This is a genomic window from Pseudomonas sp. MDT1-17, from assembly GCF_054898105.1.
The window spans coordinates 6,061,520-6,075,173 of record NZ_JBUBVM010000001.1 but is presented as its reverse complement, the minus strand read 5'-3'; the positions used below and the strand labels follow the sequence as shown (position 1 = coordinate 6,075,173).

General features: G+C 59.9%; 16 protein-coding genes. 9 read left to right on the top strand and 7 right to left on the bottom strand.

What is annotated here, in order from left to right; genetic code table 11:
- Window positions 1–4: 4 nt before the first annotated feature.
- From ftsY to ltrA, 5 genes are all read left to right on the top strand, one after another.
- Window positions 5–1,537, top strand: a complete 1,533-nt coding sequence (gene ftsY / locus ACYZTX_RS28060) for a signal recognition particle-docking protein FtsY (protein ID WP_462036737.1) — start codon at window positions 5–7, stop codon at window positions 1,535–1,537.
- Window positions 1,534–2,205 carry a cell division ATP-binding protein FtsE gene (ftsE, locus tag ACYZTX_RS28055; protein ID WP_008152655.1) on the top strand — a complete coding sequence of 224 codons (672 nt, stop codon included), beginning with the start codon at window positions 1,534–1,536 and terminating at the stop codon, window positions 2,203–2,205. The genes ftsY and ftsE overlap by 4 nt, the downstream gene beginning before the upstream one ends.
- Entirely contained in the window at window positions 2,202–3,224 is a 1,023-nt protein-coding gene (gene ftsX, locus ACYZTX_RS28050) for a permease-like cell division protein FtsX (protein ID WP_462036736.1), read from the top strand. Before ftsE ends, ftsX begins: the two co-directional genes overlap by 4 nt.
- A 113-nt stretch (window positions 3,225–3,337) precedes the next feature.
- On the top strand, window positions 3,338–4,192 hold the full coding sequence (gene rpoH, locus ACYZTX_RS28045; RefSeq protein WP_007897890.1) for an RNA polymerase sigma factor RpoH: 855 nt from the start codon (window positions 3,338–3,340) through the stop codon (window positions 4,190–4,192).
- 483 nt (window positions 4,193–4,675) lie between these two features.
- On the top strand, window positions 4,676–5,992 hold the full coding sequence (gene ltrA, locus ACYZTX_RS28040) for a group II intron reverse transcriptase/maturase (protein WP_462036735.1): 1,317 nt from the start codon (window positions 4,676–4,678) through the stop codon (window positions 5,990–5,992).
- Between the two features lie 103 nt (window positions 5,993–6,095).
- On the opposite strand, the gene mtgA is transcribed toward ltrA, so the two are convergent.
- Window positions 6,096–6,818, bottom strand: a complete 723-nt coding sequence (mtgA, locus tag ACYZTX_RS28035; protein WP_462036734.1) for a monofunctional biosynthetic peptidoglycan transglycosylase — start codon at window positions 6,816–6,818, stop codon at window positions 6,096–6,098.
- Between the two features lie 74 nt (window positions 6,819–6,892).
- Here mtgA and ACYZTX_RS28030 point away from each other — a divergent pair, with 74 nt between their 5' ends.
- The 4 genes from ACYZTX_RS28030 (at window position 6,893) to trmB (ending at window position 9,127) form a co-directional block, all read left to right on the top strand.
- On the top strand, window positions 6,893–7,264 hold the full coding sequence (locus ACYZTX_RS28030) for a DUF423 domain-containing protein (RefSeq protein ID WP_090178577.1): 372 nt from the start codon (window positions 6,893–6,895) through the stop codon (window positions 7,262–7,264).
- Between the two features lie 72 nt (window positions 7,265–7,336).
- The gene (thiS, locus tag ACYZTX_RS28025) at window positions 7,337–7,537 is read left to right on the top strand and encodes a sulfur carrier protein ThiS (RefSeq protein WP_165557463.1); all 201 of its coding nucleotides are present in this window, start codon (window positions 7,337–7,339) and stop codon (window positions 7,535–7,537) included.
- 60 nt (window positions 7,538–7,597) lie between these two features.
- Window positions 7,598–8,392 carry a thiazole synthase gene (locus ACYZTX_RS28020; protein WP_462036733.1) on the top strand — a complete coding sequence of 265 codons (795 nt, stop codon included), beginning with the start codon at window positions 7,598–7,600 and terminating at the stop codon, window positions 8,390–8,392.
- A gap of 9 nt (window positions 8,393–8,401) precedes the next feature.
- Window positions 8,402–9,127, top strand: a complete 726-nt coding sequence (trmB, locus tag ACYZTX_RS28015; RefSeq protein ID WP_462036732.1) for a tRNA (guanosine(46)-N7)-methyltransferase TrmB — start codon at window positions 8,402–8,404, stop codon at window positions 9,125–9,127.
- Between the two features lie 130 nt (window positions 9,128–9,257).
- Here the strand turns inward: trmB and ACYZTX_RS28010 are convergent, their stop codons facing one another.
- The 6 genes from ACYZTX_RS28010 to metX are packed head-to-tail and all read right to left on the bottom strand — an operon-like array spanning window position 9,258 to window position 13,627.
- On the bottom strand, window positions 9,258–9,581 hold the full coding sequence (locus ACYZTX_RS28010) for a DUF3392 domain-containing protein (protein ID WP_462036731.1): 324 nt from the start codon (window positions 9,579–9,581) through the stop codon (window positions 9,258–9,260).
- A 22-nt stretch (window positions 9,582–9,603) separates the two neighbouring features.
- Window positions 9,604–10,809: a radical SAM family heme chaperone HemW gene (hemW, locus tag ACYZTX_RS28005; protein WP_462036730.1), complete on the bottom strand. Its 1,206-nt coding sequence runs from the start codon at window positions 10,807–10,809 to the stop codon at window positions 9,604–9,606.
- The gene (gene rdgB, locus ACYZTX_RS28000) at window positions 10,806–11,402 is read right to left on the bottom strand and encodes an RdgB/HAM1 family non-canonical purine NTP pyrophosphatase (RefSeq protein WP_462036729.1); all 597 of its coding nucleotides are present in this window, start codon (window positions 11,400–11,402) and stop codon (window positions 10,806–10,808) included. The genes hemW and rdgB overlap by 4 nt, the downstream gene beginning before the upstream one ends.
- Window positions 11,399–11,833: a DUF4426 domain-containing protein gene (locus tag ACYZTX_RS27995; RefSeq protein WP_462036728.1), complete on the bottom strand. Its 435-nt coding sequence runs from the start codon at window positions 11,831–11,833 to the stop codon at window positions 11,399–11,401. Before ACYZTX_RS27995 ends, rdgB begins: the two co-directional genes overlap by 4 nt.
- Before the next feature lie 26 nt (window positions 11,834–11,859).
- Entirely contained in the window at window positions 11,860–12,480 is a 621-nt protein-coding gene (gene metW / locus ACYZTX_RS27990) for a methionine biosynthesis protein MetW (RefSeq protein WP_462036727.1), read from the bottom strand.
- A 7-nt stretch (window positions 12,481–12,487) separates the two neighbouring features.
- A complete protein-coding gene (gene metX, locus ACYZTX_RS27985; RefSeq protein WP_462036726.1) occupies window positions 12,488–13,627 on the bottom strand; it encodes a homoserine O-succinyltransferase MetX in 1,140 nt (379 codons plus the stop codon).
- Window positions 13,628–13,654: the final 27 nt, after the last annotated feature.

Here is a 13,654-nt window from a genome sequence, read left to right as displayed (position 1 = left end):
CTCCATGTTTGGTTCCAACGACGACAAGAAGACACCAGCTGCGGCTGGCGAGAAGAAAAGCCTGTTCGGATGGCTGCGCAAAAAGCCGCAGGAACCCGTCGTCGAACAGCCACAGCCACTTCCTGAGCCAACGCCTGCGCCGGTCATAGAAGAAGGGCCCGCGCCGGTTGTCTTGCCGATCGCTGAGCCGGTGCTGCAACCGATAGTCGAGGCTGAGCCTGAAACTGAACTCGTGGTTGAGCTGCCGCTGGCGCCAACCGCAGAGCCGTGGCTGACCTTGCCTGTGGCGGAAGAGCCGGTGGCATTGGTCGAAGATGAGCTGGCGCCGCACGTTGCGCCATCGATTCCAGCGCCGACCGCGTTTGCTCCTGAGCCCGTTCAAGCGCCAGTGGTTGAGCCGGTTGTCGCGCCAGTTGTCATGGCCGAGCCTGCGCCGGTGGTCCCGGAGCCTGTCGCTCCTGCATTTATCGCTCCGGTTGCTCCGGTTGCTCCAGCACCAGCACCAGCACCCGCACCCGCACCCGCACCGATTGTCGCTCCCGTTGCCGCCGCACCTGTCACTCCCGTCGAAGCGCCTGCCGAGCCTGTGCGTACCGAAGAAACCAAAGCCGGTTTCTTCGCCCGCCTGAAACAAGGCTTGTCCAAGACCAGCGCCAGCATCGGCGAAGGCATGGCCAGCCTGTTCCTGGGCAGGAAGTTCATCGATGACGAACTGCTCGAAGACATCGAAACCCGCTTGCTGACCGCCGACGTTGGCGTCGAGGCAACGTCGGTGATCATTCAGCATCTGACCCAGAAAGTCGCCCGTAAAGAACTGGCCGATGCCGATGCGCTGTACAAATCCCTGCAAGCGGAATTGGCGGCGATGCTCAAGCCGGTCGAGCAACCGCTGAAAATCACTTCGCAGAGCAAGCCGTTCGTGATTCTGGTTGTCGGCGTCAACGGTGCCGGCAAGACCACCACCATCGGCAAACTGGCGAAGAAACTGCAACTCGAAGGCAAGAAAGTCATGCTCGCGGCCGGCGACACCTTCCGCGCCGCCGCCGTCGAGCAATTGCAGGTCTGGGGCGAGCGCAACAAGATCCCGGTCATCGCCCAGCACACCGGCGCTGACTCGGCTTCGGTTATCTTCGATGCCGTGCAAGCGGCCAAGGCCCGTGGCATCGACGTGCTGATCGCCGACACCGCCGGTCGTCTGCACACCAAAGACAATTTGATGGAAGAGCTGAAGAAGGTTCGCCGGGTTATCAGCAAACTCGACGCCGACGCGCCTCACGAGGTGCTGTTGGTGCTCGATGCCGGTACGGGGCAGAACGCGATCAGCCAGGCCAAGCAATTCAACCAGACCGTCGAACTGACCGGCCTGGCGCTGACCAAGCTCGACGGTACCGCCAAAGGTGGGGTGATTTTCGCCCTCGCCAAGCAGTTTGGCTTGCCCATTCGCTACATCGGTGTCGGTGAAGGCATTGATGATTTGCGTACTTTTGAAGCAGAACCCTTTGTCCAGGCACTGTTTGCCGAACGGGAGCGTTCATGATTCGTTTCGAGCAGGTCGGTAAGCGCTACCCGAACGGTCACGTCGGCTTGCATGAGCTGAGCTTTCGAGTCCGTCGGGGCGAGTTTTTGTTTGTGACCGGCCACTCCGGCGCCGGTAAAAGCACCTTATTGCGCCTGCTGCTGGCGATGGAGCGTCCGACCACCGGCAAATTGCTGTTGGCCGGTCAAGACCTGAGCACCATCAGCAATGCGCAGATCCCGTACTTGCGCCGGCAGATCGGCGTGGTGTTCCAGAACCACCAGCTGCTGTTCGATCGCACGGTGTTCAACAACATCGCGCTGCCCTTGCAAATCCTTGGTCTGTCCAAGGCCGAGATCGCCAAGCGCGTGGATTCGGCCCTGGAGCGCGTAGCGCTTTCGGACAAGACCGATCTGTACCCCGGCGATCTGTCCACCGGTCAGCAACAGCGCGTCGGCATCGCCCGCGCCATCGTTCACCGCCCGGCCTTGCTGCTGGCAGATGAGCCGACCGGTAACCTCGATCCGCGTCTGGCGGCAGAAATCATGGGCGTGTTCGAAGACATCAACCGTCTGGGTACCAGTGTGCTGATTGCCAGCCACGACCTGGCGCTGATCGCCCGTATGCGTCACCGCATGCTGACCCTGCAGCGCGGCCGATTGATCGGCGACGGGGAGGCTGGCGTATGAGTGCGACACGCAGCCCCAAGGTTTCCGAGCGCGTGGCTCCAAAGGCCGCCGATCCGCAGCCACAGAAGAAAAAACGCGACGATGATGACGGTCCGGACTTCGCCACGCTGTTCCGCGCCTGGGTCGAGAGTCATCGCGCCAGCCTGCTCGATAGCTTGCGGCGTTTGGGCAAGCAGCCAATCGGTAGCTTCTTCACCTGCATGGTGATGGCGGTGGCTCTGAGTTTGCCCATGGGCCTGTCACTTTTGCTAAGTAACGTCGAACGCCTCGGCGGTTCCTGGCAGCGTGCGGCGCAGATTTCCCTGTACCTGCAAATCGAGGCCAGCCCTGCTGAGGGTGAGTCGCTGCGCGAGCAGATCAAGGGGATGCCCGGCGTCGCCGAGGCTGAATATGTCGGCCGCGATCAAGCGCTGGAAGAGTTTCAGCAGCAGTCCGGTCTGGGCGAGGCGCTTAAAGAACTGCCGGAGAACCCGCTGCCAGGCGTGGTTCTGGTGACGCCGAATGAAGTCGACAAGCCCGCCCTTGAAGCATTAAGACAAAAACTTTCCGAGTTACCCAAGGTACAACAGGCACAACTTGATCTAGTCTGGGTCGAGCGTCTGGCAGCGATCCTCAAGCTGGGCGACCGTTTTGTCTTCGGTCTGACCGTACTTTTGGTTTCTGCATTACTTTTGGTGATAGGCAATACCATTCGTCTTCATATTGAAAACCGCCGCACAGAGATAGAAGTGATTAAACTCGTCGGCGGCACTGACAGCTATGTGCGTAGGCCCTTTCTGTATATGGGTGCGCTTTATGGCTTCGGTGCAGGGATTCTTTCCTGGGGCGTATTGGCGTTTGGCCTTGATTGGCTGAACGACGCGGTAGTGGGGCTGGCCGGTTTGTACGGCAGTGATTTCGCGCTGGCCGGAGTGCCAGTTGCCGACGGTCTGTCGCTCTTGCTTGGCGCGGTGCTGTTGGGGTATATCGGTGCATGGATTGCAGTCGCACGCCACCTGAGGGAGCTTGCGCCTAAGTAGTATCATTTTGCTCGTATTGACCTTTCAGCGTTTATGGGAACTTGTCTTTCGGTTTCCGGTCAATTTTCGCAGTGCTGAACTGCACGAGTTAGGTAAGTCGGAGGTTTTTTCGTATGACCAATTCTTTGCAACCTGCATATGCTCTGGTCCCGGGTGCGAACCTGGAGGCTTATGTGCACACGGTGAACAGCATTCCATTGCTGACGCCGGAGCAGGAGCGTGAACTGGCCGAGAGTCTCTATTATGAGCAGGATTTGGGGGCGGCTCGGCAGATGGTGCTCGCCCACCTGCGTTTTGTTGTACATATCGCCCGTAGCTATTCCGGCTACGGTCTGGCTCAGGCTGACCTGATCCAGGAAGGCAACGTCGGCCTGATGAAGGCCGTGAAGCGCTTCAACCCGGAAATGGGTGTACGCCTGGTGTCCTTTGCCGTGCACTGGATCAAGGCGGAAATCCACGAGTTCATTCTGCGCAACTGGCGCATTGTGAAAGTCGCGACCACCAAGGCTCAGCGCAAGCTGTTTTTCAACCTGCGCAGCCAGAAGAAACGTCTGGCGTGGCTGAACAACGAGGAAGTCCACCGTGTGGCGGAAAGCCTCGGTGTAGAGCCTCGGGAAGTCCGCGAGATGGAAAGTCGCCTGACCGGCCATGACATGGCCTTCGACCCGGCCGCGGAAGCGGACGACGACAGCGCTTTCCAATCGCCGGCCAACTATCTGGAAGACCACCGGTACGATCCGGCCCGTCAACTGGAAGATGCTGACTGGAGCGACAACTCGAACCACAACCTGCACGAAGCGCTTGAAGTGCTGGACGACCGGAGCCGTGACATCCTCTACCAGCGCTGGCTGGCAGAAGAAAAAGCCACGCTGCACGACCTGGCGCAAAAGTACAACGTGTCGGCCGAGCGTATTCGTCAGCTCGAGAAGAGCGCGATGAACAAGCTCAAGTTGTCGATTGCTGCATAAGCTGCAAACCGGCAATAAAAAACGCCCCGATCATTGATCGGGGCGTTTTTGTTGTGCGCCCAGCATGGGCGCAATCTTGTGGGTGAAAGTCCCGCCGTGAGCTGACCACAGCGAACGAAGTGAAGCGCAACTGCATGAGGGCGACCGAGTGTGGGGAGGAAGCGTGAATCGAAACCGTGAGCCGATGGACAAGAACCGGATATAAGGCGATGCCAACCAGGGCGAGCGGGCAACAAACCGCGAAGCTCTTGTGGTCAAGGGTCAGGCAGCGTAAATCCGGCGGTTGTGCGGGGAAGGATTGCGTTCTTACCTGGGGAGATCTCGCCTTGTGCCTGAAAGGGCGACGGCGCCAGCCGGAGCGAGAAGTCAGCAGAGGCCGTAGTAGTCTTTTTTTTTTTTGACGAAGGGCCGAACGAGAGAAAGCGTTATAGGCCATATTGATGCGAAAGACCGGAAGTCAGATGCCTGCCAAACGCAGGGCGGATGGAGACTGCGAACGGTGAAGCCGTGAGAAATCCCGTCAGCGACGAGGTCGATCGCCCGCAAGATGAATCCAACAACGCAGGGCAAGGGCTGCTGGAGCGGGCCTTTGCGAGAGAAAACCTGAAGCGGGCGTGGAAGCGGGTCAAGGCCAACAAAGGTGCGGCGGGAGTCGACGGTCTGGATATTGATCAGACGGCCGAATACTTGCTGACCCAATGGGCGGCGATTCGTGAACAGCTTCTATCAGGTGTCTACCGGCCCAGCCCGGTACGGCGTGTGGCCATTCCCAAACCTGACGGCGGTCAACGCGAGCTGGGTATCCCAACGGTCACCGACCGTTTGATCCAGCAAGCCTTGCTGCAAGTCTTGCAGCCATTACTCGATCCGACTTTCAGTGAACACAGCTACGGCTTCCGTCCGGGACGCTGTGCGCAGGACGCCGTTTTGGCGGCCCAGCGCCATGTGTCCTCAGGGCGCAGAGTGGTGGTGGATGTTGATCTGGAGAAGTTCTTCGACCGGGTCGACCACGATATTTTGATTGATCGTCTACGCAAGCGGATTGCGGGTCGGGCGGTTATCCGGTTGATTCGGGCGTATCTGGATGCGGGAACGCTGATCAATGGCGTGGTCGAGAAAAGCCGCTGCGGGGCACCGCAAGGTGGCCCGCTGTCGCCGTTGCTGGCGAATGTGCTGCTGGACGAAGTGGATCGGGAGCTTGAACGTCGAGGTCATTGCTTCGCACGCTATGCCGACGATGCGAATGTGTATGTTCGCAGCCGCAGGGCTGGGCAGCGGGTAATGGCTTTGCTGAAGCGTCTGTATGAAAAGCTGCACTTGAGTGTCAACGAGAGCAAGAGTGCGGTGGCGAGTGCATTTGGTCGCAAGTTTCTTGGATATGCCTTTTGGGCGTCGCCCCAAGGCGTCAAAAGAGCTGTGGCGGTCAAAGCGCGCAAGCAGTTCAAGCAACGGATACGCGAACTCACCCGTCGCTCAGGTGGCCGCGGTCTGCGACAAGTCGTCGAAAATCTGCGCCCTTATCTCTTGGGCTGGAAAACTTACTTTGGGTTGTCACAAACACCGAAAATCTGGCGAGAGCTTGATGAATGGATACGACACCGACTGCGAGCGATCCAGCTTAAGCAATGGCGGCGTGGATCGACGATCTACCGCGAACTGAGGGTGCTGGGAGCCAGCAGTCAAACGGCCCGGAAAGTGGCGGCCAACTCGTATAGCTGGTGGCGTAACAGCCGATTTGAGCTGAATCGAGTGTTGGATGTGGCATGGTTCGACAGGCTGGGACTGGTGCGACTCTCATAACCTCAATCTCTCGAACCGCCCGGTGCGGACCCGCATGCCGGGTGGTGTGGCAGGGGAGCGGCCTATGAAGGCCGTCCCCTATGCCGATTGTGCCTCAAAAAAGTCACTGCGCCCAAGGTGCGCGGCGTGAATCGTTGATGCCCACCAGATAACTGTCCCCGCCCAGCTGACTCATCTGCTGTCGAATCCATCCCGCTCGCCGTGCGACATAGTTGGTTGGATGGCCGGCACTCCACACCCGCGGGTTAGGCAGCACCGCAGCCAACAAACTGGTCTGCTGCCGGGACAACGAGCGAGCGCCGACGCCAAAGTGATGTCTGGCAGCTGCTTCGGCGCCAAACACACCGTCATCCCACTCAACGCTGTTGAGGTATACCTCGAGAATTCGCTGCTTGGGCCAGAGTACTTCGATCAGCCCGGTAAACCAGGCTTCCAGGCCTTTACGTAGCCAACTGCGGCCGGACCACAGAAACAGATTCTTCGAAACCTGCTGACTCAGCGTGCTGGCGCCGCGAATCGATCCTCCGAGTTCGTTGTGGGCCAGTGCGGCCTGGATCGCGCCAAAGTCAAAACCCCAATGCTCCGGGAATTTCTGATCCTCGCCGGCAATCACCGCGACTTTCAGGTCATCGGAGATTTCATCCCAGGGTTTCCAGGTGCGTTGCAGGTCGATGGGTTCGCCGTCGAACCAGGATTCGACCTTGCGCTCGACCATCAAGGCCGTTCCAGGTGGCGGTACCACGCGAAAAACAAGAACCAGCAATACGCTGCCACCCGCGAACCAGAGCAGGGCCTTCGTGAATCGTCGCAAAAATAAACGCAGCATAGAGATGGCTTGGCCGAACCCGTTGAGCGGGCCATTATACAGACCCTGTGGATCGAGTCTGACTGGAGTTCTTCATGCTGCGTGGCTTTCTGATGCTGGCCGCTTTTTTCGGCTTCACCGGCGTTGCCCTTGGCGCATTCGCCGCCCATGGCTTGAAAAACCGTCTGACGCCCGAATACCTGGCGATCTTCCACACCGGCGTGACGTACCAATTGGTGCACACCCTGGCCTTGCTGGGCGTGGCACTGCTGGCCACGCAGATTCCCGGTCGCCTGATCACGTGGGCGGGTGCATCGTTTGCCATCGGCATACTGCTGTTTTCCGGCAGCTTGTATCTGCTGACGATTACTGGCGTGAGCAAGCTTGGCATCGTCACGCCTTTCGGTGGTCTCGCGTTTCTCGCGGGCTGGATTTGCTTGGGGCTTGCCGCTTGGCGCTTGGGCTGACTTAAGGGCTTGGGTCACCCAGACTGATCGGGCTAGAATGCCAGCCCCTAAAAATGATGGCGGCCATTCGGTATGCGCATTCAGTTGAACGGCGAATCCCTTGAACTGCCCGACGGTGAAACCGTTGCGGCCCTGCTGACCCGTCTGGAACTGACCGGACGCCGGGTGGCGGTTGAACTCAATCTGGATATCGTCCCGCGCAGCCAGCATGCCGACACCACGCTGAACGACGGTGACAATGTCGAAGTCGTGCACGCCATCGGCGGCGGCTAGTCGCCCGGCCCGCAAGGGCACAGAATTCTGCAAGAACCTCACCCCTACAGAGGATTTCCCATGAGCATCGTTCGTAGCGACAAGCCCTTCGTCCTGGCCGGTCGTACTTACCAGTCGCGTTTGCTGGTAGGTACTGGCAAGTACCGGGGCATGGAAGAAACCCGCCTGGCCATCGAAGCCTCGGGTGCCGAGATCGTCACATTCGCCGTGCGCCGCACCAACCTCGGCCAGAACCCGGGCGAACCGAACCTGCTCGAAGTCCTGTCGCCGGATCGCTACACCTTCCTGCCTAACACCGCCGGTTGCTTCGATGCTACCGAGGCTGTGCGCACCTGTCGCTTGGCCCGTGAGCTGCTCGGCGGCCACAACCTGGTGAAGCTGGAAGTGCTGGCGGACCAGAAAACCCTGTTCCCTAACGTGATCGAGACCCTCAAGGCCGCCGAAGTGCTGGTCAAGGAAGGTTTCGACGTGATGGTTTACACCAGCGATGACCCGATCATCGCCCGTCAACTGGCGGAAATCGGCTGCATCGCGGTCATGCCGCTGGCTGGTCTGATCGGCACGGGCCTGGGGATCTGCAACCCGTACAACCTGCAAATCATCCTCGAAGAAGCCAAGATCCCGGTGCTGGTGGATGCCGGTGTCGGTACCGCTTCCGATGCCACCATCGCCATGGAACTGGGTTGCGAAGCGGTGCTGATGAACTCGGCCATCGCCCATGCCCAGCAGCCGATCATGATGGCCGAAGCCATGAAACACGCCATCGTCGCGGGCCGCTTGGCCTACCTCGCCGGTCGTATGCCGAAAAAACTCTATGCCAGCGCCTCCTCGCCGCTGGATGGTCTGATCAAGTAAGAGCCATTGATGACTGAATCAAACGAAACGCCTATCCAGCCGGAAGAAGGCGAAGAGCGCCAACACCGCCGCATCAAGAGTTTCGTGATGCGCGCCGGGCGTATGACCGAAGGCCAGCAAAAAGGCCTGGAGCAGGGCACGCCGCTGTTCGTCCTGCCGCTGGCCGATGCGCCGGTGGACTTCGACCAGGTGTTCGGTCGTTCGGCGCCGCGCTCGCTGGAAATCGGTTTCGGCATGGGTCATTCGCTGCTGGAAATGGCCGCGGCCTCGCCGGAACAGGATTTCATCGGTGTGGAAGTACACCGTCCGGGTGTTGGCGCGCTGCTCAATGGCGTGCTCACTCAGAGCCTGACCAACCTGCGGGTCTACGATTGCGATGCGATCGAAGTGCTCAACCGATGCGTGGCTGACAACAGCCTCGATCGCCTGATGCTGTTTTTCCCGGACCCGTGGCACAAGAGCCGTCACCACAAGCGCCGTATCGTTCAGGCATCGTTCGCTGAACTGGTGCGCAGCAAGTTAAAGGTCGGCGGTGTGCTGCACATGGCCACCGACTGGGAACCGTACGCCGAGTACATGCTGGAAGTGATGAACGTCGCGCCGGGTTACCGCAACCTTGCCGAAGACGGCAAGTGCGTCCCGCGCCCGGCCGAACGTCCGATCACCAAGTTCGAACGCCGCGGCGAACGTCTTGGGCATGGCGTGTGGGATCTGAAGTTCGAGAAACTGACTTAAGCTGCACACAATCAAACTGTGGGAGCGAGCCTGCTCGCGAAGGCGTCATGTCAGCCAACATCAATGTTGAATGATCGACCGCTTTCGCGAGCAGGCTCGCTCCCACAGTTGTTTTCGGTTGTAGCTGAAGTCAGCGGCGGTCGGCGACTACGCCTATCAACACCAGAACCACCAGTAATACCGGCGCCAGGCTGTAGTTGTTGAACTGGCTCAGGCCTTTGATGATCCACGGCGTGGCGTAGATCAGCGCGACGCCGCTGCCGACCATGCACACCAGCGCCATCAGCGGGACGCGCAAGGCGCCGCCGATGCTGCCCAGGCGTCCGTCGACCCAGCCTTTGATATCGGCGCCAAACAACACCAGCAGGCAGCCCACCAGTGCCAGAGCGATTTCCGACAGGTTGCTACGGCTCCAGCGAGACGCGGTGGCGAGCAGGTCGAGTATCAAATCCATTCGTTTTCCCTTAAGGCTGAAATCAGCTCAGAAATGTCTGCAGCAAGTCATTGAGAAACAGTTGTCCGCGCTCGGTGGCCGCCAGACGTGACGGTTCGACCTGCAACAGGCCACTTTGTTCGGCGACCCGGCGGCCTTCGGCGAGGCTTTCCAGGCTCAGCCCGGTGCGCTCCGGATACAGACGCGAATCAACGCCCTCGGTCAGGCGCAAGGCGTTCATCAGGAACTCGAACGGCAGTTCTTCATTGGTCAGGGCTTTTTCCCCGGCCTTGAAGCTTTTGGCCGGGTTGAGGTAGTCCTTCGGCAGACGGGTCTTCCAGGTACGGACGATGCGCCCGTCCGGATGGCTGAGCTTGCCGTGAGCCCCGGCACCGATGCCGATGAAGTCGCCGAAACTCCAGTAATTGAGGTTATGCCGCGCCGCACGACCGGGCTGCGCATAAGCCGAGACTTCGTATTGTGCGTAACCGTGCTCGGCCAACAGCGCCTGGCCGGCTTCCTGAATGTCCCACAGCGTGTCGTCTTCCGGCAGCGTCGGCGGCTGGTTCCAGAACACCGTGTTCGGTTCCAGGGTCAGCTGATACCAGGACAAGTGAGTCGGCTTCAGGGCGATGGCTTGGCGCAGGTCGCTCAACGCATCGTCCAGCGACTGATCCGGCAAGCCATGCATCAAGTCCAGGTTGAAGTTATCGAACCCGGCCTGACGCGCCATGCCAGCGGCACGTACCGCTTCGTCACCGTTGTGAATCCGCCCCAGCGCCTTGAGCTTCTCTTCCTGAAAACTCTGGATGCCGATCGACAGGCGATTGATGCCCAGCGCGCGATAGGCGAGGAATTTCTCCTGCTCGAACGTCCCGGGATTGGCTTCCAGGGTGATTTCGATGTCGCTGGCAAACGGGATGCGCTGCTCTACGCCGTTGAGCAAACGGCCCAAGGCTTCGGCGCTGAACAGGCTCGGCGTGCCGCCACCAAAGAAGATCGAGCTCAGCTCACGGCCGTAGACCGCGTGCAAATCCTGATCGAGATCAGCCAGCAACGCGTCGACATACTCCTGCTCCGGCAGCACCGGGCTGGCGGTGTGGGAATTGAAGTCGCAATAAGGACATTTGCGCACACACCACGGGATGTGGATGTACAGCGCCAAGGGCGGCAGCGTTGGCAGCGCGGCCCGAGGCGATTGTGCGGCGCCGCCGAAGATCAGCGGCGACGCGGATGAGTCGTGGATCATTTCAGGCCCAGACGCTGGCGCAGCAGATCCATTGCACGGGCGCGGTGGCTGATGAGGTTCTTGTCGCTCGGGCTCAGTTCGGCGCTGGAGCAATCGCGCTCCGGCACCCAGAACAGCGGATCGTAACCAAAACCGTGCTCACCGCTGGCCGCCGGCAGGATACGCCCGTGCCACAGGCCTTCGCAGAGGATCGGCAACGGATCGTCGGCATGACGCACCAGCGCCAGCACACAGACGAACTGCGCACCGCGTTCGTCTTGCGGCACGTCTTTCAACACATCGAGCAGTTTGGCGTTGTTCGCCGCATCGCCCTGGCCATCGGCGTAACGGGCGGAGTAGATACCCGGCGCACCGCCGAGGAAATCCACGGCCAGCCCCGAATCGTCGGCCAGCGCCGGCAGGCCGGAGATGCGCGCGGCATTGCGGGCCTTGAGGATGGCGTTTTCGACGAACGACAGGCCGGTTTCTTCAGGCTCGACACTGCTGAACTCGCCGATCGAGCGCAGTTGCACCGACTCGCCGAGCATGGCCTGAAGTTCCTTGAGTTTGCCGGCGTTATGGCTGGCCAGTACGAGTTGCGTGAAATTCATCATTGGCCGGGGAAAAGCTCTTGTTGGAAACTGATGGTGTTGGTTTTGTCGCCAGTCTGCACCTTGATGTCAAAGGTGCGGATTTCCTGCTGATCCACCGGGAACTGGGCGATGTAGTACACCGCGCCTGCTTCAGTGATTTGTTTGAACTTCAGCGGGATGCTTTGGCTGGTCAGGTCTTTGACCGCGCCGCTGACCTGAGCCATCAGCGGTTTGCCTTCCTTGATCACCGAAACGTTGATCACACCTTGGTTCTTGCTGCGGGTGAGCTCCGCGGCTTTAGCGATATCAGGTGTCAGGAAGGTCGAGTTGAAGGTGTTGTAATGCACCGTCACGTCGCCAAAGGTTTCCTTGCGCTCGCCCTTGATAACATCGGCGGCCATGGTGGTAATGCTCAGGCAGGCAGTAAGTACAAACAGCGCTAGACGACCCATGATCGTTCTCCTTGGAATGTCGTGGTTCAGACCGCGATTTTGTGATCCTGCAGCCCTGGGCTGCTGACGCGGTAAATACCGATCTCACCTAACAGATTAGGCCATAGCTTACTGGCCCACCCGTGGCGGTGTTGTTGATCCACGGCAAGCCGATCAATGACCTTGGCTTCACGTTCGCGGCACAACGCTTCAAAGTCTTCGAAGGTGCAAAAGTGGATGTTTGGCGTGTTGTACCAGGTATACGGGAGAAAATCGGACACCGGCATCCGGCCCTTGCTCGCCAGGTACCAGCGGCAGCGCCAGTGACCGAAGTTGGGGAAGGTGATGATGCACTGGCGACCGACCCGCAGCATTTCCTCGAGGATCTTGTCCGGGTAGTGCACGGCTTGCAGTGCCTGGGTCATGACCACGACGTCGAAGCTGTTGCTGGCGAAGTTGCCCAGGCCCTTGTCCAGGTCCTGCTCGATGACGTTGATGCCTTTGGCCACACACTCTGCGATGTTGTCCGGGTCGTTTTCCAGGCCATAGCCGGTGACTTGCTTGTTGTCACGCAGCCAGGTCAGCAATTCGCCGTCGCCACAACCGAGGTCGAGCACGCGGCTGCCGGCGGGTATCCATTCCTGGATGATTTCCAGATCGGCTCTCATGTCTTCCTCAAAGCGAAATACGGTTCATGTAGTTGCTGAACGCCTGCAAGTAGCGCGGGATCGGAATCAGGAAGGCGTCATGGCCTTGCGGAGCATCGATCTCCAGGTAGCAGACGTCTTTCCTGGCCGCCATCAGTGCGTCCACCAGTTCCCGCGAGCGGGCAGGGGAGAAGCGCCAGTCGGTGGTGAAGGACATCACGCAGAACTTGGCCTGGGCATTGGCGAAGGTTTTCGCCAGGTCATCGTCGAAATTCGCCGCCGGGTCGAAGTAGTCCAGCGCCTTGGTCATCAACAGGTACGTGTTGGCGTCGAAACGACCGGAGAACTCTTCGCCCTGATAACGCAGGTAGCTTTCGACCTGGAACTCGACGCTGTGGAAGTCGTAGTTGAGCTTTTCGCTCTTCAGGCCCCGGCCGAATTTCTCGCCCATCGAGTCGTCGGACAGGTACGTGATGTGCCCGACCATCCGCGCCAGCATCAAACCGCGCTTGGGGATCACGCCCGCTTCCTGGAACGAACCGCCGTGGAATTCGGGGTCGGTGAGGATCGCCTGGCGCGCCACTTCGTTGAAGGCAATGTTCTGCGCCGACAGCTTGGGTGCCGAGGCGATGGCCAGGCAGTGCCGAATGCGATCAGGGTACGTGATGCTCCACTGCATGGCCTGCATACCACCGAGACTGCCGCCAATAACGGCAGCCCATTGGCTGATGCCGAGCACATCAGCCAGGCGCGCCTGGCTGTGAACCCAGTCTTCCACGGTCAGCACCGGGAAATCGGCGCCGAACGGCTTGCCGGTGTCCGGGTTGATACTGCTCGGGCCGGTGGAGCCGTTGCAACCGCCGAGGTTGTTCAGGCTGACCACGAAGAACTTGCTGGTGTCGATTGGTTTGCCGGGGCCGATGCAGCTGTCCCACCAACCGGGTTTGCGGTCGTCGGGGCTGTGGAAACCGGCAGCGTGGTGGTGGCCGGACAGGGCGTGGCAGATCAGCACGGCGTTGCTCGCCGTGGCGTTCAGCGTGCCGTAGGTTTCGTAGATCAGGTCATAAGCTGGGAGCGAACGGCCGCAGGCCAAGGCCAGGGGTTCGCTGAAGTGCGCCACTTGCGGCGTCACCAGACCAACAGAATCGGTGGGGAAGGCAGCTGGCATCGACCCTGCTCTCGTTGAAATGAGGCG

What these genes read in the sequence shown, in the direction of transcription:
- rpoH (WP_007897890.1), top strand. Translation starts at nt 3,338, where the DNA reads ATGACCAATTCTTTGCAACCTGCATATGCTCTGGTCCCGGGTGCGAAC.
- metW (WP_462036727.1), bottom strand. Translation starts at nt 12,480, where the DNA reads ATGAGAGCCGATCTGGAAATCATCCAGGAATGGATACCCGCCGGCAGC.
- ACYZTX_RS27995 (WP_462036728.1), bottom strand. Translation starts at nt 11,833, where the DNA reads ATGGGTCGTCTAGCGCTGTTTGTACTTACTGCCTGCCTGAGCATTACC.
- ltrA (WP_462036735.1), top strand. Translation starts at nt 4,676, where the DNA reads ATGGAGACTGCGAACGGTGAAGCCGTGAGAAATCCCGTCAGCGACGAG.
- thiS (WP_165557463.1), top strand. Translation starts at nt 7,337, where the DNA reads ATGCGCATTCAGTTGAACGGCGAATCCCTTGAACTGCCCGACGGTGAA.
- hemW (WP_462036730.1), bottom strand. Translation starts at nt 10,809, where the DNA reads ATGATCCACGACTCATCCGCGTCGCCGCTGATCTTCGGCGGCGCCGCA.
- trmB (WP_462036732.1), top strand. Translation starts at nt 8,402, where the DNA reads ATGACTGAATCAAACGAAACGCCTATCCAGCCGGAAGAAGGCGAAGAG.
- ACYZTX_RS28010 (WP_462036731.1), bottom strand. Translation starts at nt 9,581, where the DNA reads ATGGATTTGATACTCGACCTGCTCGCCACCGCGTCTCGCTGGAGCCGT.
- ftsY (WP_462036737.1), top strand. Translation starts at nt 5, where the DNA reads ATGTTTGGTTCCAACGACGACAAGAAGACACCAGCTGCGGCTGGCGAG.
- ACYZTX_RS28030 (WP_090178577.1), top strand. Translation starts at nt 6,893, where the DNA reads ATGCTGCGTGGCTTTCTGATGCTGGCCGCTTTTTTCGGCTTCACCGGC.
- mtgA (WP_462036734.1), bottom strand. Translation starts at nt 6,818, where the DNA reads ATGCTGCGTTTATTTTTGCGACGATTCACGAAGGCCCTGCTCTGGTTC.
- ACYZTX_RS28020 (WP_462036733.1), top strand. Translation starts at nt 7,598, where the DNA reads ATGAGCATCGTTCGTAGCGACAAGCCCTTCGTCCTGGCCGGTCGTACT.
- metX (WP_462036726.1), bottom strand. Translation starts at nt 13,627, where the DNA reads ATGCCAGCTGCCTTCCCCACCGATTCTGTTGGTCTGGTGACGCCGCAA.
- rdgB (WP_462036729.1), bottom strand. Translation starts at nt 11,402, where the DNA reads ATGATGAATTTCACGCAACTCGTACTGGCCAGCCATAACGCCGGCAAA.
- ftsX (WP_462036736.1), top strand. Translation starts at nt 2,202, where the DNA reads ATGAGTGCGACACGCAGCCCCAAGGTTTCCGAGCGCGTGGCTCCAAAG.
- ftsE (WP_008152655.1), top strand. Translation starts at nt 1,534, where the DNA reads ATGATTCGTTTCGAGCAGGTCGGTAAGCGCTACCCGAACGGTCACGTC.